Raw genomic sequence first — 21560 nt, 5'->3', positions numbered from 1 at the left:
TCAGAAGTAGAAGCCGATGTTGAAGTTCAGCCGTGAATGCCAGCGGGAAGGACCTCCCTCGTCGATGCCGATACCATCACCACCGGCAAACCACATGTTGCGGCCAGCGATCCAGTCGACATAGGTGAGCATGATGCCTTTCTGCAGGCTGCAACCGGTCACGTTCTGCCACGAATCACGAAGGCCCGCGCGGTGCCCGACCGGGCGGGTCATGCTGAGGTTGTTATAGCAGGTGATGTCATCCAGCCAGCCCTTCTGGCCGAACGAATAGGCGATGTTGGCGCTTGGCACATCCGCCTGCGCTGCAACCTGGAAGGGGGATTGGAACGCCGACATTGCGATGCGATCTCCGGGCACGGCATACCGGTACCGCGCCCACTGCAACTGCGCGGTCCAACCATCGCGCTGCCACTGTGCGTGGAGGGCCGCGCCCTGATGACCGTAGTGACGCCGTGTCTGAGTGTTCTGCACCTTGCCAGCAAACGCTGATGCGCCCAGCAACAGCTCGCCGCCGCCCCAGGCGCGCGCGCGCTCCACGCGTGCATGCAGTCGTTGCCGCTCACGATACGGCAACGCCTCGGTCTGCGCGACATCAAAGGAGTAGCGATCATAGCGAGCCCCGGACCCGTATTCGTCTCCGGAGAACCAGCCGAGATGCCAGGTCGTGCTGCCGGTGCGGTGAATCACTACAAGGCCCGGATCGTAATCATCCTCAATGCCCAAGTAGTAGCCGGAGCCGAACCAGAAGCTCTGCGAAACGGTAGGGAGCAGCCCGAACGGGACTTGCTGGATACCTGCCTTGAGCTGGGTAGCATCGGAGAACTGCCAGCCCGCGTAGGCGTGATGCACGGCGTCGAAGCCATCGTACCAGCGGTATTGGGCAGAGAAGGAAAACGGTCCGGTTCCAGCGTCAAGGTCTGCACGCAGCAGTTCAAGCTGCAGGCGGCTGGTCGGCCCGTAGTCGAGCCAGCCATAGTTGAACCTGACGGCGCCTCCTGGATCAAAGTAAGGATCTCTATGGAGGTTATCCTCAGAAGCCTCTGCAGCCAGCGAAGTTCCCGCCAACGCGGCAGCGACAATGAAGGGAATTGATCTCACGGTTATGCGCCTTGCCTCCCTGATCTGCTACGGAAAGCGCTTGAGTCTAACGTCGATTCATCCAATGCCTCAAACTGGCGATCTCAAAGAATTCTTGGCGGGACCACAGCAATCACTCACGGCGCATCTTTAGTCCTCAGGTCCATATGCCACGTGAAAATCATGTGCAGTGAGAGAGTAGCTAACACGATAAACTTCTTAGTAGTCGATCCTGAGATTGAGCGACTCATAGTGGACATGGAGTGACACGCAATGTCATTTGAGAATAGGCTAGGGCCTCGACATCGGGGAAGAATTCATGACTATTGATATCAGCGGCCTTTCTGCCAAGGAACTTCGCTCACTGATTGCTCAGGCGGAGAAGCAGCAGTCCAAAGTGCTGTCACGCCCTAAGGCCACAGCGATGCGCGCCAAGATCAACAAGTACGTCAAGGATCATGGATACACGATAGAGGAACTCTACGGCGCTTCAGTGATCGTGCCCTCCGAAACCGCCAAGAAGCGAGGTGATCGGAGGCCTGCCAAATCGACAGTGCCCAAGATCGCTCCCAAGTACCGCAATCCTGCAGTGCGCGGCCAGACGTGGTCCGGTCGAGGGCGGCAACCGCGATGGATAGCCGAGCTGGTAGCAAGCGGAAAATCACTGAATGACTTCCTGATCAAGTAGTGATAGCGAGGTAGCCGCACACCGGTACCGCAGCAAGTCCTGAGAATCATTAGTCATCAGATCGAACAGGATGCTGGTGCGCGGAATGCCCTGCCAGGTAGGCGATCAAAGATTTCAGCTAGTCGCAGTTGATGTGACAGCGGGCGAACAGCAGGCGCTCCCCTTGCCTTTGGAGAGTGGGCTCAGGCAGCAATGATTGCAGTATCCACTTCTGGCCGACAGCTGCCGTCCGATCTGGCAGGATCCGATTCCTAGCGGGGATTCGACGCTGCCCGGGCCATGCGTGTGGCGTGCAACCGCTCCGGGCGTCAGGCAGCCCGATCAGCCCCATGCCGAGCGGGCCGCCGATGCGCGGGCTCACCTAACTTCCCCCGGACCATTCAGCCAACTCCATTGTGAGCATGACTCTTTGCACTGTCGTGCCCGGGTGCCTGGGCCTAGGGTTGCCGGCCGGCATCGGTTCCGTCGGCACTCGCCAATCCATTTTCCAGACGACCTGGCCCAGGGAAATCCATGCTGCCTGCACTCTTGCGCACCGCCTTGCTGACCGTTGCCCTGTCGGCATGGCTTCCAGCCCAGGCGCTTGCGGCCGGTTCTCTTAAGGAAGCCAACAGCAAGGCCAGGGCCTTCATCCAGCAGGCCATGCAGAAGCAGCGGATTCCGGGCCTCCAGCTGGCAGTGGTGCAAAACGGGAAAGTAGTGCTGCTGGAGAACTACGGGTTCGCCAATGTCGAGAACCGGGTGCCTGTTACCGGCAAGACGCTGTTCCCGATCAACTCGGCCACCAAGTCGTTCACCGGCGTAGCCATGATGCAACTGGTCCAGGACGGACGGGTGGATCTGGACGCCCCCTTGTCACGCTATTTGGACGATGTGCCCGCGACCTGGCGTGGGGTGCGGATCCGGCAGCTGCTGGGGCATACATCAGGCCTTCCGGAGATCATCGACTCGCAGGGGGCCTTTGGCGGTGCGACGGAGCCGGAGGCATGGAGCGCGGTCGAGGCTCGGCCTCTTGAGGTATCGCCAGGCGAACAGTTCTCGTACAACCAGACCAACTACGGCCTGCTGTCGCGGATCATCGTCAAGTTGAGCGGGCAACCATACGAGCGATTCGTGACGCAGCGACAGTTCGATGTGGCGGGCATGCCCTCTACCACGTTCGGTGACAGCTATGACCTGGTTGCCGGAGCCGCCACGATCTACAGCTGGTCGCCGCGGGGCTCGCTGGCACCGGACGATGGTGAGCGCCTGTCGCATTGGATTTATGAAATGCCCTACAGCCTGTGGGCGGGTGGCGGAATCCAGACGACGGCCGAAGAGCTGTCGCGCTGGATCATTGCGCTGTCGCAGGACCAGTTGATTGATGATGCACATGTCCAGCGCATGTGGCAGCAAGAGCCACTGAACAGCGGGGCGAAAAGCGATTGGGCCTTAGGCTGGCCGGTTTTGAAGGCTGATCGCCCGCGCCAGGTCGCAGGCATTGGCGGTGCCCGCGCGGCATTCGTCGTCTACCCGGATGAAGACTTGGCCGTGATCGTGCTGACCAATCTTGCCGGTGCGAACCCGCAGCGGTTTGTTCGACGCATCGGCGAGTTCTACCAGTCGCGGGCGAACGACTCCACCCATTGATGCCGACGAAGCTCCGGGACGACGTGTGCTTTCGGCACGAAGCGGACGTCCACACGCACACCTTCTGGCTGGCGCCAGGGGCGGCCGCCGCGAGAACAGGGACAGGTGTGCGGCCCTCGGTGTTCGGCTATCTTGAGAGTTCTTGCCAAAACCCTTCAAGCACAGACGCATGCAAGCGATTTCGAGGATTGTTCGAAAGGGGCGGTGGCTCAACTACTTCGTATTGTCCGTCGTGTTCTTGGCTGCCGGCTGCAAGGGCGAGCATGTGCCGGCAAAGGATCTCGGGGCGGACCTCGATGAGGTGGCCGCAACACTGATACAGCAGCCGTTGCTCCACTCAACCTCGATCGCAGTCGTATATCGGGGCCAGGAATTCGTCCGTCATCGCGGCAACATGGAAGCCGGCAGGCTGAGCCCTCCGACCGACGCGACCCTCTACGAAATCGGTTCGTTGAGCAAGACCATGGCAGGGACCCTGATGGCCAATGCCGTCCTGGAGCGCAGGCTGGGGCTGGACGACGATGTCCGGAAGTATCTGCACGGCAATTATCCGAACCTGCAGTACAAGGGCGACCCCATCCGCATCCGTCACCTGCTGTCGCATACGAGCGGTCTTCCGAACATGTTGCCGGAACGCGCGAACACGGTGCTCGCGGACTTCACCGATCAGCGTACGCCTCGTGAACTCAATGCCATTTACGCCGGCTATGGCAAGGCGGATTTCTTCAGGGACCTGCATGCCGTCGAGATTCACCAGGTGCCCGGAAAGGATTACGCCTACTCCAGTGCTGGAACCCAACTGGCGGCGCATATTCTGGAGACGGTTTACAAGAGCGACTATGAGTCGCTGTTACGCGAATTCTTCCGCGATTCCGCGGCAATGGCGGACCTCAGAATCAGGCTGGGCGATGCTGAGGCGCCCCGGCTTGCGGTCGGCTACCACAGTGACAACGCGGTACCGACCTCGCCCATGCCGGAGTTGCCTTGGGGAGCATCGGGGAACGTAAAGGCGACCGTTCCGGAAATGGTGAAGTTCCTCAAGTTCCAGCTGGCCGGTGGGCCCGTCGTGACGGAATCACACCGTACTCTTGTCGAATTCGATTCCGAGTTCAGCATCGGCTATTTCTGGAACATCGTCGGCGGCGACCGCTTGAAGGGCACCTACTATGCCCATCATGGTGGTGTGCCCCGCTCGCAGTGCTATATCTACATCATGCCGAAGTATGACCTTGGCATTTTCGTCATCACCAACCAGAGCGGCGACAAGACTGCCCACGCCATGGAGGCGGCGATCAATACACTGGTCGAGAGAATAGCCGCGCGAGATAACATCTCTAGCTAGGGCCTGTCACGTTCGCGTCCTGCGACTCGACTTGACCGAGGGATTGTGAATGACCGCTGCTGGCCAGAAGCAGACGTTATATTGTGCTGCAGAGGCGCGCCTGATTGACCTGGCGGCGTTACCGTGGCAGGGCCCAGGTCGTCATGGCAGCCAGCAACACAACCAAGATCGGCGGTGTACGCGCGAGGGCCAGTAGCCCGAACGCAACCAGCGCCATCGCGGCATCCCATCGGTCATGGATCGCACTCGTCCACACCGGGTTGTACAACGCAGCCAGCAGAATCCCGACCACCCCGGTGTTGACGCCAGCAATCGAAGCTTGCAAAGCCTTTCGGTGGCGCAGGGCCTCCCAGAACGGCAGCGCCCCCACGAGCACAAGAAAGGCTGGCAGGAAAATGACTGCCAACAGCACAAGGCCTCCAAGCCAGCCACCCAGCGGCCCCTTGGCCAGGGCTCCCAAGTACGCCGCGAAAGTGAAGAGAGGGCCTGGCACCGCCTGCGCCGCACCGTACCCAGCGAGCAGATCCGCAGTGGTCACCGTGCCGCTTTGGACAACCGCGGTCTGCAGCAACGGCAGTACGACATGGCCGCCGCCAAAGACCAAGGCACCAGCACGGTACGTCCCCTCCAACAGCACAGCCAACGGGGAGCCACTAGCCACCACCCACACAGGCAGCAGAACAAGCGGCAGCACCAACAGCATCAGCGCTACCGAGCCCGTTCTTCGCGAGACGGGATAGCTGCAAGCGAACTGGCCCTGGGCAGGCTCGATTTTCAGCGCCCAGCGACCGAGCAGGCCGCTGCAGATGATCACCACCATCTGGCCGAAGACCGAGGGCAGTGCTAGCGTCAATACGGCGGCGACAAGCGCCATCCCTGCCCGCAGGCGGTCCGGGCATAGGGTCCGGGCCATTCCCCATACAGCCTGCGCCACCACGGCAACTGCAACGATCTTCAGGCCATGCAGCCAACCGGATTCGAGGATGCCTTGGTATCGAGCAACGCCAAATCCGAACAGGATCATCAGTACGGCCGATGGCAGGGTAAAACCTGCCCAGGCGGCCAGCAGGCCAAGCCAGCCGGCGCGAGCCAAGCCCAGCGCCATCCCAACCTGGCTGCTGGCTGGGCCTGGCAGTAACTGGCACAAGGCCACCAGATCCGAGTAGCTACGGTCCGTCAGCCACCGGCGGCGCTCGACAAACTCGAGGCGGAAGTAGCTCAGATGGGCGATCGGGCCGCCGAACGAGGTCAGTCCCAGTCGTAGGAACACCAGGAAGACACGCCACGCACTTTCGCTTTTTGCGGGATGGAGCGTCGGCATGGGGCAGGATCTCCGGTTGTTCTCAAAGGCGGCCAGCCCGGCCCAGCACCCAGACTAGGTCGCCGGGCTTCCCCTGTGCTCGGCCACCAACTCTCCATCTTCCTTCCGGAATGGTCCGGGAAGCTTCGGCAGGATCCAGCACCAGTTCGGAAGGGCGGCACAGGCGCGTGCCATTATCGGTTTGCACGAAAGGACGATTGATGAGTATTGGGTGCGCCAGCATGGCATCAAGCAGCGCGTCGTCGCTCAGTGCCGCATCGCCCAGTGCCAGCTCGTCATAAGGAGTGCCCTTCTGCCGGAGGGCGTCGCGCACGCTCAAGCCCGCGGCCCTGATGAGGTCGACCAGGCGCGCGCGGCTGGGCGGGTGGGCCAGGTAGTCGATCACTTCCGGCTCGATCCCGGCGAAGCGGATCATCGCCAGGGTGTTGCGCGAGGTGCCGCACTTGGGGTTGTGGTAGATGACCGCGTTCACGCACTTTCCTCCTCGTTCAAAACAGTTTCCACCACCCCTGCAGCGGCCGCGAGCGCCGCCGCCTCGATGGCCCCCTTGCGCTCGCTGTAACGGTCCACCAGGTAGTCGGTGCGCCCACGTACCAGCAGGGTGAACTTGACCAGTTCCTCCATGACGTCCACCACGCGATCGTAGTACGCCGAGGGTTTCATTCGACCTTCGTCGTCGAACTCCTGCCAGGCCTTGGCGACCGAGGACTGGTTGGGGATCGTCACCATCCGCATCCACCGGCCGAGCACACGCAGCGCGTTGACGACGTTGAACGACTGCGAACCGCCGCAGACCTGCATCACGGCCAGCGTGCGGCCTTGGGTGGGGCGCACGCTGCCCTCTTCCAGTGGCAGCCAGTCGATCTGGTTCTTGAATACCGCGGTAAGGGTGCCATGGCGTTCCGGGCTGACCCACACGTGTCCCTCCGACCACAGCGAGGCCTGGCGCAGCTCCTGCACCTTTGGGTGGGTGGCTGGCACCGAGTCAAGCATCGGCAGCTCATGTGGATCGAACAGGCGGGTTTCCGCCCCGAGCTGTTCCAGCAGCCGCTGCGCCTCCAGCGCCAGCTTGCGACTGAACGACTGAGGTCGCAGCGACCCGTACAGGATCAGGATGCGCGGGCGGTGCGGCTGCGCGGCCGGGTCGTTGAGCTTGGTGGCCGTCGGGATGTCCAAGGCACCTGGGACCAAGTTGGGGATCTGCTGCACGGGGTTGTCCTACGGAATCGATTCTATTATTCTAGAATCATGGAACATAACGCTGCAACCCACGCTCTTGCTGCCTTGGGCCACGCCACCCGCCTGTCGATCTTCCGCCTGCTTGTACAGGCCGGCAGCGGCGGCAAGCTGGCCGGTGACATTGCCCAGACGCTCTGCTTGCCTGGTGCCACGCTCTCCTTCCACCTGAAGGAACTGTTGGCTGCGGGCCTGATCAGCGCCGAGCAACATGGTCGGACGATCTGCTACCGGGCCGAGTTCGAGGCGATGACCGCATTGGTGGCCTATCTCACGGAGAACTGTTGTGCCGACGAACAGGCCTGCGAACGACCCGTTGGCTGCTGACCAACCCACCTTAGAGATCGCTCAGATGACCCGTCGCGTCCTGTTCTTGTGTACCGGTAATTCCGCTCGCAGCGTGTTGGCCGAATCGACCCTGAAAAAGTGGGGCCAAGGCCGCTACGAGTCCTTCAGCGCCGGCAGCCAGCCGGCCGGCCGCGTCAACCCGTTAGCCATTGCTCAGTTGCAGCGCGAGGGTTTCCCGGTGGACGGCCTTCGCAGCAAGTCGTGGGACGAGTTCGCCGAAGCGGATGCCGCGCCGATGGATCTGATCGTCACCGTCTGCGACAGCGCGGCGGCCGAGGCATGCCCGGTAGTGTTCGGCGACTTTGTACGGGTGCACTGGGGCCTGTTCGATCCGGCCGGCGTTGAAGGCTCGGACGGACAGAAAGCCGAAGCGTTCGATCGCGCGCACCAGATCATCAAGGCGCGCCTGAAGGCGTTTCTGGAGATCTCAGACAGCGTCTGGGATGACAGCGAGGCCCTCAAGGCCCGGCTCGACCCGATCGCACAGATCAACTGACCGTCTTTCCGGAAATCCCCATGACCACTGATACCTCCCGCCTGTCCTTCCTGGACCGGTATCTCACGCTCTGGATCTTCGCCGCCATGGCGCTCGGCGTCGGCATGGGGGCGTTGTTCGAAGGTGTACCCAGCGCGTTGAACAGCCTCTCCATAGGGTCGACCAACATCCCGATCGCGATTGGTCTGATCCTGATGATGTATCCGCCGCTGGCCAAGGTGAAGTACGAGGAACTGCCGCGGGTCTTCGCCGACAAACGGGTACTGATGCTCTCGCTGCTGCAGAACTGGATCGTCGGTCCGTTCCTGATGTTCGGCCTGGCCGTGCTGTTCCTGCGCGATTACCCCGAGTACATGACCGGCCTGGTCCTGATCGGGCTGGCACGGTGCATCGCCATGGTGCTGGTCTGGAATCAGCTTGCCCGCGGTGACGGCCAGTACGTCGCCGGGCTGGTGGCATTCAACTCGATCTTCCAGATTGCGCTGTTCAGCGTCTATGCGTGGTTCTTCCTGTCCTGGTTGCCGCCGGTGTTCGGTCTGCAGGGCAGCGTCATCGATGTCAGTTTCTGGACCATCGCCGAGGCTGTTCTGATCTACCTTGGTATCCCGTTCCTGGCGGGCTTCCTCACCCGCCGATGGTTGAAGGCGCGCAAGGGCGTGCAATGGTATGAAGAGACGTTCCTGCCCGCCATCAGCCCGGTAACCCTCGCCGCACTGCTGTTTACCATCGTGGCGATGTTCAGCCTGAAGGGAGGCGATGTGCTGAGGATTCCGATGGACGCGGTACGCATCGCGATCCCGCTGACGTTGTACTTCATCATCCAGTTCGTCATCAGTTTCTTCATGGGCAAGCTGATCGCCAAAGACTACCCCCGCACCACCGCGATCGCGTTCACCGCAGCAGGCAACAACTTCGAACTGGCCATCGCCGTGGCGATCGCGGCGTTCGGGCTGGCTTCCCCGGTAGCCTTCGCGGCTGTTATCGGCCCGCTGGTGGAAGTGCCCGTGCTGATTCTGCTGGTCCACGTCGCCCTGCGCCTGGGCAAAAGCTACTTTCCTGCCGATGCACGGAGCCGCTGAATCGCCTAGGTGCTGCAGCATGAGGAAGTCCCGATGGACAGCGTCGATGTCGTGGTGATCGGAGGTGGCCAGGCGGGTCTTTCGGCTGGCTACTTCCTGCGTCGCAGCGGGCTGTCCTATGTGATTCTTGATGCCGAAACGTCACCTGGCGGGGCGTGGCAGCATGCGTGGAAATCCCTGCATCTGTTCTCGCCGGCGGGCTGGAGCTCGATTCCCGGTTGGCCGATGCCTGCTACCCGGGAACCGTGCCCGTCGCAGGCGGAAGTGCTCGACTACCTCGCGCGCTACGAGCATAAGTATGCGCTGCCCGTCATCCGTCCCGTGCAGGTGAAACGCATCAGCCGCTCGGGGAGCCGGCTGCGGGTGGAAGCAGATGACGGCCGGCAGTGGCAGACACGTGCAGTGATCAGCGCCACGGGTACGTGGCGGCATCCCTGCACGCCCGGATATGAAGGTCTGGACGCTTTCGGCGGCGTGCAGCTGCACTCGGCCCACTACAGCCATCCCGAACCCTTCGCCGGAATGCGCGTGGCCATCATCGGCAGCGGCAACTCAGGCGCACAGATTCTGGCCGAGGTCTCCAAGGTGGCCAAGACCACGTGGATCACCCAGCGGGCGCCAGCCTTCCTGGCCGACGATGTCGACGGGCGCGTTCTGTTCGCACGCGCAACCGAGAAGTGGAGGGCTCAGCAGGAAGGACGTGAGCCGGATATTCAGCGGGATGGTTTTGGCGACATCGTGATGGTGCCGCCGGTGGTGGACGCACGGCGCCGCGGTGTACTGGTCTCCATGCCGCCACCCGTCCGTTTCACCGCCACCGGCATGCAGTGGGCAGATGGCAGCGAACGCAACTTCGACGCGGTGATCTGGTGCACCGGCTTCCGGCCGGTATTGTCGCACCTGGAAGGACTGGGCATTGTCAACGCTCGTGGTCGGATCGACGTGGATGACACCCAGGTTCGGTCGGTCGCAGCGCCATCGGTTTGGCTGCTCGGCTATGGCGACTGGAATGGCGCAGCATCGGCCACGCTGATCGGGGTGACCCGATACGCGCGCGAGGCAGTAAGGCAGATCAGCGACTACATCGGGGAGGCTTCTCCGGTGTTATCTGGCGCGTGAGCCTCGGCGCCATTGCCCAGCGCCCGCACCTGCGATTGCAGGGCCATGCGGTCCAGCGCTTCAGGCTTAAGCGCCAACAGCAATCCGAGACGGTGCTGGAGCTGGTGAAGCGTGCTCAGGAACGCCTTATGGACCTGATCAGCACTGCCCTGCACTGCGGCCGGGTCGGGGATGCCCCAGTGGGCGGTAGCCGGGTGGCCCGGCCACACGGGACACGCTTCACCCGCGGCACGATCGCACACCGTTACGATGAGATCCATCTGCGGTGCTTCCGGACCTGCGAATGCATCCCACGGCTTGCTCGACAGTCCGGCAACGTCGAAGCCAATCTCCGAGAGCACCTGCAGGGCCACCGGATGAACTACGCCCTTGGGATGACTGCCCGCACTGTAAGCGCGGATACGTTCGCGCCCTAAATGGCTGGCCAGTGCTTCGGCAAGAATGCTGCGCGCCGAGTTGCCTGTGCAAAGGAACAGAACATTCAGGGGACGCATGTCATCGCAACCATTTATCTAGAATAATCGAAGTATTGCCTTGCCATATGTCAACTCGATGACTGCCGAAAAGGAAGCGGGCACCCCTCGGTGCCCGCTTCGCTCATCTGTTCAATGACCCGACGACCGTGTGGCGCCTGGCGTACGATGCTTTCCCAAGCGGTCTACCAAGGTCTCACTTGCATCGTTGAGACCGAACACCTCAACGGTCGCGCCGTGCTCGCGCAGCTTCATCACTACCCGGTCGAGCGCATCAACGGCGGTCACGTCCCAGAAGTGGGCGTCCTTCAGATCGATGATGACCTCCTTGGGGACATCCAGATAGTTGAAGCTACTCACGAACTGTCCAGAAGACACAAAGAACACCTGCCCCTTCACAACGTAGACGCGCGAGTCGGTCTCGACCTGGGTGTCGTCGATGATCAGCATCTTGCCGACCTTGCGGGTGAAGAACACCGCCGACAGGATCACGCCTGTCAACACGCCTTTGGCGAGGTCGTGGGTAGCCACGGTCACGATGACCGTGCCAATCATCACGACCGAAGAGCTCTTGGGATGAATGGCCAGCTCGCGCAGCGAGCGCCAGCTGAAGGTGCCGATGCTGACCATGATCATCACTGCGACCAGTGCGGCCATTGGAATCTGACTCACCAGGTTTGACCCATAAACAACCAGAAGGAGCAAAACCACGCCGGCCACAAGGCACGAGAGACGGCCCCGGCCACCGGAAGTGATGTTGATCACCGACTGGCCGATCATTGCACAGCCTGCCATGCCCCCAAAGAAGCCCGTTACGGTGTTAGCCAAGCCTTGGCCCGCACATTCGCGATTCTTCTGGCTCGGGGTATCGGTCATGTCTTCGACGATCTGCGCGGTCATCAGCGATTCCAACAAGCCAACGACCGCCAAAGTCGCCGAAACCGGCAGCAGGATCTGGAGTGTTTCCCAGGTGAATGGCACATCCGGAATCAGGAACGACGGCAGGCTGTCAGGCAGCGCCCCCATGTCGCCTACGGTGCGTACCTGGAAGCCGAAATACATGGAAGCGGCCGTGAGAACCACGATCGCCACCAATGCCGAAGGAACGGCTTTGGTCAGCAGCGGCAGCAGGTAGATGATTGCCAGACCCACAGCACAGATCGCATACACCATCCACGGCATGCCGATGAGCTCGGGAAGCTGCGCCATGAAAATGAGAATCGCCAGTGCATTCACAAATCCGGTCACCACCGAGCGCGACACAAAGCGCATCAGCGAGCCCAACCGCAGGGCGCCGGCCAGCATCTGCAGGACGCCGGCCAGGATGGTGGCGGCAAACAGATACTGAATGCCGTGCTCGCGCACCAGCGTGACCATCACCAACGCCATGGCGCCGGTCGCAGCCGAGATCATGCCAGGGCGGCCACCGGCGATGGCGGTGATGACGGCGATGCAGAACGAGGCATACAAACCTACCCTTGGGTCGACGCCGGCGATGATGGAAAACGCGATTGCCTCAGGAATCAGGGCTAGCGCAACGACAATGCCCGACAGCAGGTCACCACGGATGTTACCGAGCCATTGCTGGCGCAGGGGATAAATTGCAGACATAGAAAATGATCTCCGCGCACAGCCGTGCGCGCCAAACGAAAGAAACAGGCACCCTTCCAGACCTATGTGTCTGGGTCGCTTCTTCAATCAAGCGTCAGGGTGGAGTCATCGCTAGCCGATCCGTTGGGTACTTGACGGTATATTGTAGACTTGCATAGCGCCTGAGGGGAAATCCGGCCGGCATCGCGGTCGCATCGGTGCATTCTCAAGGGTAGCTTCCCAGATCCCAAGATCATTTCGCAGGCGAAGTCGACAAGCTGGTAGGCAGTTGATCAGATTGAATTGAGCTCTGACCGAATCGCCAAAGAAGAGGTGGACATTCGCCGCGGGGCCTATGTCCGCTATCGGCCAAAAGCGGTCAGTTGGACGGGTTGAACTGGGGCCGAAAGATTCTGCTCTCAGCCCCAGAAATGGCGATTAGACTGTCACCACGATCTTTCCAATCTGCTGATTGGCCTCAAGGAAACGATGGGCTTCCTGGATGTCACTCAGAGGGAAGGTCTTGGCGATTATCGGGCTCAGTGCTCCAGACTCCAGCCCCTGCAGAATAAACGCCTTGGCACGTTCAAGGACTCCTGGGTCGGCCACAATTTCTGCATAGAGATAGCCCTTGAGGGTTAGGCTTTTGCCCAGCACGGTAAACAGCGGGAATGGCGTCGGTTCCGAGCTGAGTGCACCGTATACCAGCAGAATGCCACCTCGGGCCATGCTCTGCGTGAGGGGCTCGAAGGACCGCCCGCCAACCGGGTCGAACACAACGCGGGCGCCTTGTCCGGCCGTTATCTCCATCACGCGCTCGACGATATCCTCTTCGTCACTCACGATCACATACGCGGCACCAGCATCCAGAAGGGCCTGTTTCTTCGCACGGGTTCGCGTGATTGCAATTGGTGTGGCGCCGACCATGCGTGCTATCTGGAAGGCAGCCAGACCGACACTGCTTGATGCCGCGGTGACAAGGACAAAGTCGTGTTGCCCGAGTTTGGCCTGCTCGATGAGTGCACCCCAGGCGGTGACGTACTGCATCCAGGACGCAGCAGCCTCTTCAAAGGACAACCTCTCGGGGCTCTTCACCACCAGATGAGCAGGTACATTGGCCAGCTCTCCGTAGGTGCCCCAACGGGCGATGTCCAGAGGCGGGATGAGAGCGACTGCATCACCCACCTTGATCCCGGTTACTGCGCTACCCACTGCAACCACGATGCCTGCGGCCTCGTAGCCCAGGCGGCTAGGGAACTCGGCTTCCTGTAGGTATGCGTGATTGCGAAACATCACCTCGGCTCGGTTCAAGCCAATCGCTTTGACGCCAATCTGCACCTCGTTTGCCGCCGGTGCCGATACGTCCAAATTTTCCAGCTTCAGAACACTGGCGTCACCGTATTCATGGATTCTGACAATGCGTGCCATTGCGGATACCTCGTTTTTGAATGGGCTTCGAAGTGCGCAGGAAAGGTCTGCGGCTAATCGAAGAGTGAATAAAATGTAATCATTGGTTGGTAGCGGATAAAGGCCTACTATGACGTAATATTTGAAACAGAGAGTTTTTAATGGATCGCCCGACCCAGATGGCTACGTTCGTCAGAGCTGGGATCATTCAGCCCTGCTGCGGATGACCTCAACCTATCCCCTCAGTTGGTGGGAAAGCAGGTAAAAATGCTCGAACAACACCTGGGGGTTTCCTTGCTGCATCGGACTACGCGCAGGCAAAGCCTCACCGGGAACACAATGGCGGCTATTGGCCGACACCCATCTGATGCAACAAACTCAAACCGGCCAAACGCGGTTATCTGGTAACTACAGAACCAGGGGGCGATTCACACAGCTTTTCACTCGATATAAGCGGGGCCTGACGCCGAAGCGGCAGGCCCTAAGCTCATTAGAATTCCTGCACCGTTGGGCGCAGAACGATCTCGTTAATATCCACTTCAGCAGGCTGCTCAATTGCGAAGGCGATAGCCCGAGCGACGGATTGAGCGGGAATTGCATGCTTGTAGAAGTCCACCACGAAATCGCGGCTCTGTTGGTGGGTGCTGCCGAATTTCAACTCGGAGTCCACAGCACCCGGTTCGATAGTCGTGGTGCGAATGCTGCCACCGACTTCGTGACGCAGTCCTTCGGAAATGGCCCGTACAGCAAACTTGGTGCCGCTGTACACCGTGCCGCCAGGGCTGAATACCTTCAGGCCTGCAACCGATGCGATGTTGATGAAGTGGCCACTGTTTTGTTTCTGGAAGACCGGCAATGCAGCCGCGACTCCGTACAGCAGCCCCTTGATGTTGATGTCGATCATGCGATCCCACTCGTCAGTGCGAGCATCACTGAGCGGTGCAATCGCCATCAGCCCGGCATTGTTGACCAGTACATCAATGCGCCCGTAGGTGTCCACGGTACCTTGAATGAGCGCTTTGACTTCTTCCTGAGAGGTGACATCGGTCTGATACGCGATTGCCTGACCACCTGCATTGGTCAGCTCAGTCACCAATGCGTCGAGTTTATCTTTGCGGCGTGCGGCCAGCACTACGCGCGCGCCAAGCGCAGCAAGGTGGCGTGCAGTCGCTTCACCCAAGCCACTGCTGGCGCCGGTGATAACGACAACTTTTCCAGAAATGTTATTGCTCATGTGAGAACCTCATCGGCGGGTTTGTATTTCGCCATGGCTGATTAACCTGGCAGTGAACAAATCTTAGCCCCATGATTGATCTCAATAAATGGAAATTATTGGATTAAGCTATTCCTGAATATGGAACAAATAGGAGGGCAACATGCTTAACCGCTCAAAGCCGGCAAGGTGAGCCACACGACGGTCTACCGGTATGCACGCGAGCTCGGCTTGCACTCGCACTTGCGGCAACCGAAGCGGCGTCGCGGTTACGGCCAGCGCCGCACGGGCCGCTTCGCCGACCGCAAGCCGATTCAGGCTCGACCGCCTGAAGTCGCCGAGCGAAGCCGCATTGGCGACTGGGAAGGCGACTCGGTGCGTCCCGCACGCGGCACGGGCGCGGTGATCACATTGGTCGAGCGGCGAAGCGGCTTCGTGCGCCTGACCTGGAGTCCGGACGGCACCGCCGATGCCGTCTCGCAAGCCATCGAGTGCCGCATGGATCGGCTGGCCGACTACATCCACACCATCACCTTCGATCGAGGCAGCGAGTTCGCCGAGGACCGCAGGCTGGAGAGATCACTCAAGGCTGCGATCTACTTCGCCGATCCGCACAGCCCGTGGCAACGCGGCTGCAACGAGAACCTCAACGGCCTGCTGCCACAGTATTTCCCGCGCAGCCGCGACTTCTCGACCATCACCATGGAAGAGCTACAAGCCGCCGAGGATCGTCTCAACGACAGGCCCAGAAAGAGGCTCGGCTACCTAACCCCAAGCGAGGTATTCTTCAACCCCAACCACATTGCACTTCAACGTTGAATTCGCCGGGGGATTACCATTCAACCGGAGGGGTGAGCCACCGAGCTTCAGTGCCCCGCTTTTCAAGGTGTGTGCCCTACAGAGTCTTGCGACGCGTCAGGGCAAAGCTGGCAACGATCCAACGGCGACCAGCATTTCATCAAATACCGCTCGAACCCTTCCCGGAATTGGGCCACGCTGAGGCCGATAGACGTACAACCCCCATGCCGGAGGTTCTTCGTTCTCCAGCACTTGCACGAGCTTCCCGCTGGCAATGTAGGGGGCGGCCATGTAGTCCGCCAGTTGCGCGAACGCGATCCCGGCCAGCGCCGCTCCCATTTCCATGTCGGCATTGTCGGCGACGAGAGTGGGTGCGGTAGGTGTCCACTGGCGTCCCGCCTTGAAGTGCCAAGGCCAGGGACGGCCGGTATTGATATCCAAGGCCACGGTAACTGGCAGGCTGCTTAGCGCATCGATTTTTGCAGGTACGCCCACTTTCTTGATCAGGCGCGGAGCGGCAACGATGGGGAGTCGCATGTCGGCGGCCTTGCGTGCGACGAAGCGGCTATCGCGCATGAATCCGACCCTGATCCCGACGTCAATCCCTTCGTCAACCGTATTGCTGATGCGATCGGACAGGCGCACATCCAGCGTGATGCCCGGATGACGCTCGGCCACGCGCTCCAGTGCCGGTAGCACCGCTCTGGTGCCCAGGCTGTGCGGTGCGGTGATGCGAACCGTACCGGACAGAGAGGCCTGCTGGTCGGAGCCAGGCGTTCGCCACAGATCCTCGAACTGCTCCAATGCGGGGCGCACTCGGTCTAGCAGCCCTTCGCCGAAGGCGGTGATGCGCACCTGGCGCGTGCTTCGATGAAACAACACCTCGCCGTAGTGTTGCTCCAGTTGCTGGATGGCACGGGTTACACCTTGCGGAGAAGTCCCCAGCCGGGCGGCCGCATCGCGAAAACTGCTGCTTTCGGCCGCCACCCGAAAGATACGCAGTAGTTCCATTTCCTTGTTCATGACGCACGCCTCATGGCCGGTTCTGCTGCTCGTTGATTGTTCCAGATTGTGAAATTATAAAATCGAAACAATTCCATATACAAGCGGGGAGCGGTTGCCCAGACTAACAGCACCCCGGAATGCTCCGCTCCGAACAACCCAATAAGGAACGCGAATGAACGCTGCCACTCTCATCACTGCCTACTACGACGCCTTCAACCGCGGCGACCGCGAGGCCATGCTGTCCATGTTGACCGATGACGTCGCGCACGACTTGAACCAGGGCGCTCGTGAGGTCGGTCGCGAAGCCTTCCGCGCCTTCCTGCAGCGCATGGACCGCTGCTATGGCGAGCAACTGCGCGGGATCGTGGTGATGGTCAGCGCCGACGGCCTGCGCGCAGGCGCGGAGTACGTGGTGCATGGCGAATACAAAGTGACGGACGACGGGCTGCCGGAAGCCAAGGGCCAGCGTTACGTGCTGCCGGGTGGCGCGTTCTTCGACATCCGCGATGGCAAGATCGCTCGTGTCACCAACTACTACAACCTCGGCGACTGGATCGCACAGGTTGGAGGGGACGCCTGAGATGACCAGCGACGTGCAGGTGCTGGTTCGTCGTGGTCCGGACATTGCCGAATGGTTCGATGCCGTGGCAGGCCTGCGGGCGAGCGTCTTCCGCAGCTTTCCTTACCTGTACGAGGGCGACACCGAATACGAGAAGCACTACCTCGCTATGTACGCCCGTTCGGCAGACAGCCTGCTGGTACTCGCGCTCGCTGATGACGTGGTCGTGGGTGCGTCCACGGGATTGCCGCTCGGCGATGCGGAGCCGGCCTTCCACGTGCCGTTCGCCGATCGAGGAATCCCGATGGAGACAGTGTTTTACTGCGGCGAATCAGTCCTGCTTCCGGCCTTCCGGGGCCTTGGCCTGGGCCATCGCTTCTTTGACGAACGCGAAGCGCATGCCCGTTCGTTGGGGGGCATGCAGTGGACATCGTTCGCGTCGGTGGATCGAGCAGACGACGATCCCCGGCGTCCTTCCAACTACCGCAGTAATGATCCCTTCTGGACCCGTCGTGGCTACGTGCGGCAGTCGGACATGAAGGTTACGCTGCCCTGGAAACAGGTGGGTGAGCCGAGCGAAACCGAGCAGACGCTCACGATGTGGCTGCGCCCCCTGGAGAACGCGAAATGAAAGTAGCAGTTGCGAAATACGCCGTGGGTCAGCCCACGGACTTCGAGGCATTCGCAGCGCGGCAGCGGCAGGTTCTGGAGGAGGCGAGCCGTGCCGGAGCGGAACTGGCCGTGTTGCCCGAATATCTGTCCCTCGAACTGGCTGCGATGTTCGAGCCTGGCATCCGCCAGGATTTCAACGCCTCGCTGGCCGCGCTGCAGGCCTTGCAGCCTGCGTGGCTGGACCTGTACACCGACCTGGCGCGCGAGCTGCGCATGACCATTCAGGCTGGTACGTTCTTGACCCGGGTTGGACCGGATCGCTATCGCAACCGCGCGTGGTGGTTTGCGCCGGACGGCACGCGTGATTACCAGGACAAATTGCAGTTGACGGGGTTCGAGAAAGACACTGGCGTCATCGAGGGGGGCGACGAACTCAAGGTGTTCGACCTGAATGGCGTGCGTGCCGGCATCGCTGTTTGCTACGACAGTGAGTTTCCATTGCCCGTGCGAGCCCAGCGAGAGGCGGGTGCACGCCTGCTGTTGGTCCCGAGCTGTACGGACACGAGGGCAGGTGCAACCCGGGTTCGTGTGGGCTGCATGGCGCGGGCACTGGAGAACCGGATGTTCGTCGCACAGGCCGTGACGACGGGAGCCGCTGACTGGAGTCCGGCGCTGGACACGAACACTGGCGAGGCCACGATCTATGCACCCATGGATCGTGGATTCCCCGAGGACGGCATTCTCGCGACTACTTGCGGCACGCAGACATGGGCGATCAGTGATCTTGACGTTGAGGCACTGGAACGAAACCAAGAACAGGCCCAGGTTGCGGTCGATCGTGACTGGGACGGACAGATGTTGCCTGCACTGCGGAAAGCTCGCCACTCGGGTCATCAGGTCGCCTAGCGACTCTTGAGCAAGCGCTTGATGCAGGTGCGCAATGCCCTGCAGCTGCTCAGCAGCTTGCGGCCGTTCGTGGAGCAGTCAACGGATGGATGGAAACCGTTCTGGAGAGCTATCTGCGGGAAGAATTTCCCAGTAGCGAAATCAGGAGCGATTCGCAGAACAAGTCCATTGACGAGACCATCTCTATCGTCCGCTCCTATCTGCGATAGAGGCACCAGGGTGCCCTCGATGAGGGCAAATTCAGTTAGGCAGTAAAGGAAGCGACATCATGAAATCACGTGCAGCAGTAGCCTTCGGGCCAGGAAAGCCGCTGGAAATCGTCGAGATCGACGTCGAGCCACCACGCAAGGGCGAGGTGCTCATCAAGATCACGAATACCGGCGTTTGCCATACCGACGCCTTCACCCTGTCGGGCGAGGACCCCGAAGGTATCTTCCCGGTCGTGCTGGGTCATGAAGGTGCGGGTATCGTCGTGGAGGTGGGTGAAGGTGTGACCAGCGTGAAGCCTGGCGATCACGTCATTCCGCTCTACACCGCCGAATGCGGCGAGTGCCTGTTCTGCAAGTCCGGCAAGACCAACCTGTGTGTCGCGGTTCGCGCAACCCAGGGCAAGGGGCTGATGCCCGATGGTACGACTCGCTTCTCGTACAACGGTCAGCCGGTTTACCACTACATGGGCTGCTCGACCTTCAGCGAATACACGGTCGTCGCCGAAGTCTCGCTGGCCAAGATCAACCCGGACGCCAACCACGAGCACGTCTGCCTGCTGGGCTGCGGCGTGACCACCGGCATCGGTGCCGTGCACAACACGGCCAAGGTACAGCCCGGCGACTCGGTGGCCATCTTCGGCCTCGGCGGCATCGGTCTGGCTGCGATTCAAGGTGCACGCCAGGCCAAAGCGGGGCGCATCATCGCCATCGATACCAATCCGGCGAAGTTCGAACTGGCTCGTACCTTCGGCGCGACCGAATGTCTCAACCCGAAGGACTTCGACAAGCCGATTCACGAGGTTCTGATCGAGATGACCGGCTGGGGTGTCGATCACACCTTCGAGTGCATCGGCAACGTCGACGTGATGCGTTCGGCTCTGGAAGCTGCCCACCGCGGCTGGGGCCAGTCGATCGTCATCGGCGTGGCTGGTGCTGGCAAGGAAATTTCGACCCGCCCGTTCCAGTTGGTCACCGGTCGCACCTGGAAGGGTTCGGCGTTCGGTGGGGTCAAGGGCCGCACTCAGCTTCCCGGCATGGTGGAAGACGCAATGAAAGGCGAGATCGATCTCGCCCCGTTCGTCACCCACACCATGGGCCTGGACGACATCAACAAGGCCTTCGACCTGATGCATGAAGGCAAGTCGATTCGCACGGTGATCCACTACTGATCACCCACTATCCATTCAACATCAGCCACCAAGGAAATCAACCATGTCCAATCCTGTCATTTCCGGCGACGGCATCTTCTCGCACGTCTTCGTCGGCGCCGCCGACCTCCAGGAGTCGACCGCGTTCTATGACGCCGCTCTGGGTGCTCTCGGCATCAAGAACCTCGGTCCTTTCGGCAACGGATGGGTGCTTTTCGGTCGCGAAAAGCCGGCTTTCATCATCGCCCGTCCGGGCAATGGTGAAGCGTCTTCCAGCAACGGCGTGACGGTCGGCTTTGCGGCCGCCACTCCCGCCGAAGTGGACGCCTTCCACGCCGCCGGCCTTGCCGCAGGCGGTACCGACGAGGGCCAGCCCGGCCCGCGTGGCCACCTGCCGGGTGCCTATGCGGCCTACCTGCGTGATCCGGCGGGCAACAAGGTCTGCGCGTACACCTTCGTCTGAAAGCCCGGAAGCTGAGGGCGTTCTGAAAAGGCCAGCACAAGCCTCTAGACGGCCAGCCTATTGGACGGACCGTGTAGAGCGGTGCCCGCTCATGAAGATGGCCCGCAGCCATGTGCCAAACGCATGGCTGCGGGCATTTGCTTTGAAGCGTGTTTTTTCACCAAGAAGAAATGAGGTCGTTGTGAAAGAGCCGGCCAACATCAATACGACGACCGTACACCCCACTGCGACCGCCACCGTGTACGGCATGCCGGCCTATACCGATCGTGCTGCCGCCGCGGGTGAAGTGCACGCGCGCCCGCATCTGTTGATTCAGGCCCCCCGCGGCATATTGCAGCTCGCTTTCATGACCGAAGGCGACCAGGCCAGGGATCAGATGGCGATGAGCGAGTTGTCCCATCGCTTCGGCGTTGCCGAACCCGACCATGCTACGCCGCTTCACGGCGTGACATGGGATGAAGGAGACCTGCACTGCGAAAAGCACACCGAGTTCTCGACGTATCTCTGGTGCGCTTCGCTGGATTCCGAGACGGGAGAGCCGTGCGGCGAAAATCCGTTCAAGCATGGATTTGTTCCTCCCGGCCCGGTCGTATCCGGCATCCGTTTGAGACTTCTTCCGTGGACGCAGGAAACGGAGAAGGAGGTCGATCGCTTCGATCCTGCCAGCCTGTGCTACTCGCTGGTGGAGAACGGCTCAGCGTCGCTTTGAGCTGGGTATGGAACCACAGCATCGGCTACCGCGGCTCTCGCATCATCATGCTTGCGATTGCCGACAAAGAGCCCACGGCGTTGGACAAATCCGGCTCCCTGGATTGAGGTGCCAACGTTATCGGAACGTCAAC

General features: G+C 60.9%; 22 protein-coding genes and 3 pseudogenes. 16 read left to right on the top strand and 9 right to left on the bottom strand.

Annotated elements, in window-relative coordinates; genetic code table 11:
• Positions 1-1098 carry a hypothetical protein gene (locus N5C18_RS07175; RefSeq protein WP_033834877.1) on the bottom strand — a complete coding sequence of 366 codons (1098 nt, stop codon included), beginning with the start codon at positions 1096-1098 and terminating at the stop codon, positions 1-3.
• 298 nt (positions 1099-1396) lie between these two features.
• On the opposite strand from N5C18_RS07175, the gene N5C18_RS07170 reads away from it, so the two are divergent.
• The 3 genes from N5C18_RS07170 to N5C18_RS07160 all read left to right on the top strand — a co-directional run bounded on the left by N5C18_RS07170 (position 1397) and on the right by N5C18_RS07160 (position 4736).
• On the top strand, positions 1397-1765 hold the full coding sequence (locus tag N5C18_RS07170) for an H-NS histone family protein (protein WP_049461414.1): 369 nt from the start codon (positions 1397-1399) through the stop codon (positions 1763-1765).
• Positions 1766-2278: 513 nt separating this feature from the next.
• Complete coding sequence (locus N5C18_RS07165; RefSeq protein ID WP_050426964.1) at positions 2279-3394, top strand: serine hydrolase domain-containing protein; 1116 nt, start codon at positions 2279-2281, stop codon at positions 3392-3394.
• A 169-nt stretch (positions 3395-3563) separates the two neighbouring features.
• Positions 3564-4736, top strand: a complete 1173-nt coding sequence (locus tag N5C18_RS07160) for a serine hydrolase domain-containing protein (protein WP_257470758.1) — start codon at positions 3564-3566, stop codon at positions 4734-4736.
• A gap of 118 nt (positions 4737-4854) precedes the next feature.
• On the opposite strand, the gene chrA is transcribed toward N5C18_RS07160, so the two are convergent.
• The 3 genes and pseudogenes from chrA to arsH all read right to left on the bottom strand — a co-directional run bounded on the left by chrA (position 4855) and on the right by arsH (position 7266).
• Positions 4855-6057, bottom strand: a complete 1203-nt coding sequence (gene chrA / locus N5C18_RS07155; protein WP_024957944.1) for a chromate efflux transporter — start codon at positions 6055-6057, stop codon at positions 4855-4857.
• A 54-nt stretch (positions 6058-6111) separates the two neighbouring features.
• Positions 6112-6529 (bottom strand): annotated as a pseudogene (gene arsC, locus N5C18_RS07150) (arsenate reductase (glutaredoxin)).
• Positions 6526-7266: an arsenical resistance protein ArsH gene (arsH, locus tag N5C18_RS07145; RefSeq protein WP_024957945.1), complete on the bottom strand. Its 741-nt coding sequence runs from the start codon at positions 7264-7266 to the stop codon at positions 6526-6528. The pseudogene arsC and the gene arsH overlap by 4 nt, the downstream one beginning before the upstream one ends.
• Positions 7267-7305: 39 nt before the next feature.
• Between arsH and N5C18_RS07140 the strand changes: the two genes are divergently transcribed.
• Genes N5C18_RS07140 through N5C18_RS07125 form a run of 4 tightly spaced genes read left to right on the top strand, consistent with a single transcriptional unit; the run spans position 7306 to position 10335 of the window.
• A complete protein-coding gene (locus tag N5C18_RS07140; RefSeq protein ID WP_024957946.1) occupies positions 7306-7620 on the top strand; it encodes a metalloregulator ArsR/SmtB family transcription factor in 315 nt (104 codons plus the stop codon).
• A gap of 25 nt (positions 7621-7645) precedes the next feature.
• A complete protein-coding gene (locus N5C18_RS07135; protein ID WP_279944147.1) occupies positions 7646-8137 on the top strand; it encodes an arsenate reductase ArsC in 492 nt (163 codons plus the stop codon).
• Between the two features lie 20 nt (positions 8138-8157).
• Positions 8158-9216, top strand: coding sequence for an ACR3 family arsenite efflux transporter (arsB, locus tag N5C18_RS07130; RefSeq protein ID WP_033834878.1), 1059 nt, complete (start codon positions 8158-8160; stop codon positions 9214-9216).
• A gap of 33 nt (positions 9217-9249) precedes the next feature.
• Positions 9250-10335 (top strand): ArsO family NAD(P)H-dependent flavin-containing monooxygenase, encoded by a 1086-nt coding sequence (locus N5C18_RS07125; protein ID WP_033834879.1) that lies wholly within the window; start codon positions 9250-9252, stop codon positions 10333-10335.
• Here the strand turns inward: N5C18_RS07125 and N5C18_RS07120 are convergent.
• From N5C18_RS07120 to N5C18_RS07110, 3 genes are all read right to left on the bottom strand, one after another.
• Positions 10296-10829: an arsenate reductase ArsC gene (locus N5C18_RS07120; RefSeq protein WP_072167338.1), complete on the bottom strand. Its 534-nt coding sequence runs from the start codon at positions 10827-10829 to the stop codon at positions 10296-10298. The genes N5C18_RS07125 and N5C18_RS07120 overlap by 40 nt on opposite strands.
• Positions 10830-10940: 111 nt before the next feature.
• Complete coding sequence (locus N5C18_RS07115; protein ID WP_257470757.1) at positions 10941-12419, bottom strand: SulP family inorganic anion transporter; 1479 nt, start codon at positions 12417-12419, stop codon at positions 10941-10943.
• Between the two features lie 417 nt (positions 12420-12836).
• Positions 12837-13826 (bottom strand): zinc-dependent alcohol dehydrogenase family protein, encoded by a 990-nt coding sequence (locus tag N5C18_RS07110; protein WP_279944146.1) that lies wholly within the window; start codon positions 13824-13826, stop codon positions 12837-12839.
• Positions 13827-13970: 144 nt separating this feature from the next.
• Between N5C18_RS07110 and N5C18_RS07105 the strand changes: the two are divergent.
• A pseudogene (locus tag N5C18_RS07105) lies at positions 13971-14135 on the top strand (LysR family transcriptional regulator); the annotation flags it as partial.
• Positions 14136-14295: 160 nt separating this feature from the next.
• Here the strand turns inward: N5C18_RS07105 and N5C18_RS07100 are convergent.
• Complete coding sequence (locus tag N5C18_RS07100) at positions 14296-15039, bottom strand: SDR family oxidoreductase (protein WP_033835953.1); 744 nt, start codon at positions 15037-15039, stop codon at positions 14296-14298.
• A gap of 168 nt (positions 15040-15207) precedes the next feature.
• Here N5C18_RS07100 and N5C18_RS07095 point away from each other — a divergent pair, with 168 nt between their 5' ends.
• Complete coding sequence (locus N5C18_RS07095; RefSeq protein WP_024957954.1) at positions 15208-15837, top strand: IS30 family transposase; 630 nt, start codon at positions 15208-15210, stop codon at positions 15835-15837.
• Between the two features lie 96 nt (positions 15838-15933).
• Here the strand turns inward: N5C18_RS07095 and N5C18_RS07090 are convergent, their stop codons facing one another.
• On the bottom strand, positions 15934-16839 hold the full coding sequence (locus N5C18_RS07090) for a LysR family transcriptional regulator (protein ID WP_024957955.1): 906 nt from the start codon (positions 16837-16839) through the stop codon (positions 15934-15936).
• 154 nt (positions 16840-16993) lie between these two features.
• On the opposite strand from N5C18_RS07090, the gene N5C18_RS07085 reads away from it, so the two are divergent.
• The 7 genes and pseudogenes from N5C18_RS07085 to N5C18_RS07055 form a co-directional block, all read left to right on the top strand.
• Positions 16994-17401, top strand: coding sequence for a ketosteroid isomerase-related protein (locus tag N5C18_RS07085; protein ID WP_024957956.1), 408 nt, complete (start codon positions 16994-16996; stop codon positions 17399-17401).
• Between the two features lies 1 nt (position 17402).
• Entirely contained in the window at positions 17403-18011 is a 609-nt protein-coding gene (locus N5C18_RS07080; protein ID WP_024957957.1) for a GNAT family N-acetyltransferase, read from the top strand.
• Positions 18008-18898, top strand: coding sequence for a carbon-nitrogen hydrolase family protein (locus tag N5C18_RS07075; RefSeq protein WP_024957958.1), 891 nt, complete (start codon positions 18008-18010; stop codon positions 18896-18898). Before N5C18_RS07080 ends, N5C18_RS07075 begins: the two co-directional genes overlap by 4 nt.
• Positions 18835-19107: a metal-sensing transcriptional repressor gene (locus N5C18_RS07070; RefSeq protein WP_050426966.1), complete on the top strand. Its 273-nt coding sequence runs from the start codon at positions 18835-18837 to the stop codon at positions 19105-19107. The genes N5C18_RS07075 and N5C18_RS07070 overlap by 64 nt, the downstream gene beginning before the upstream one ends.
• Before the next feature lie 59 nt (positions 19108-19166).
• The gene (locus N5C18_RS07065) at positions 19167-20276 is read left to right on the top strand and encodes an S-(hydroxymethyl)glutathione dehydrogenase/class III alcohol dehydrogenase (RefSeq protein WP_024957959.1); all 1110 of its coding nucleotides are present in this window, start codon (positions 19167-19169) and stop codon (positions 20274-20276) included.
• Between the two features lie 43 nt (positions 20277-20319).
• Positions 20320-20718, top strand: coding sequence for a VOC family protein (locus N5C18_RS07060; protein WP_024957960.1), 399 nt, complete (start codon positions 20320-20322; stop codon positions 20716-20718).
• A gap of 181 nt (positions 20719-20899) precedes the next feature.
• Positions 20900-21424, top strand: a pseudogene (locus tag N5C18_RS07055) (DUF3422 family protein); the annotation flags it as partial.
• Positions 21425-21560 lie beyond the last annotated feature (136 nt).

The organism is Stenotrophomonas sp. GD03930 (assembly GCF_029839665.1).
In the GTDB taxonomy this organism is placed as follows: Bacteria; Pseudomonadota; Gammaproteobacteria; order Xanthomonadales; family Xanthomonadaceae; genus Stenotrophomonas; species Stenotrophomonas forensis.
The sequence above is the reverse complement of the archived record's forward strand: the minus strand, read 5'-3'. Positions and strand labels throughout refer to the sequence as shown.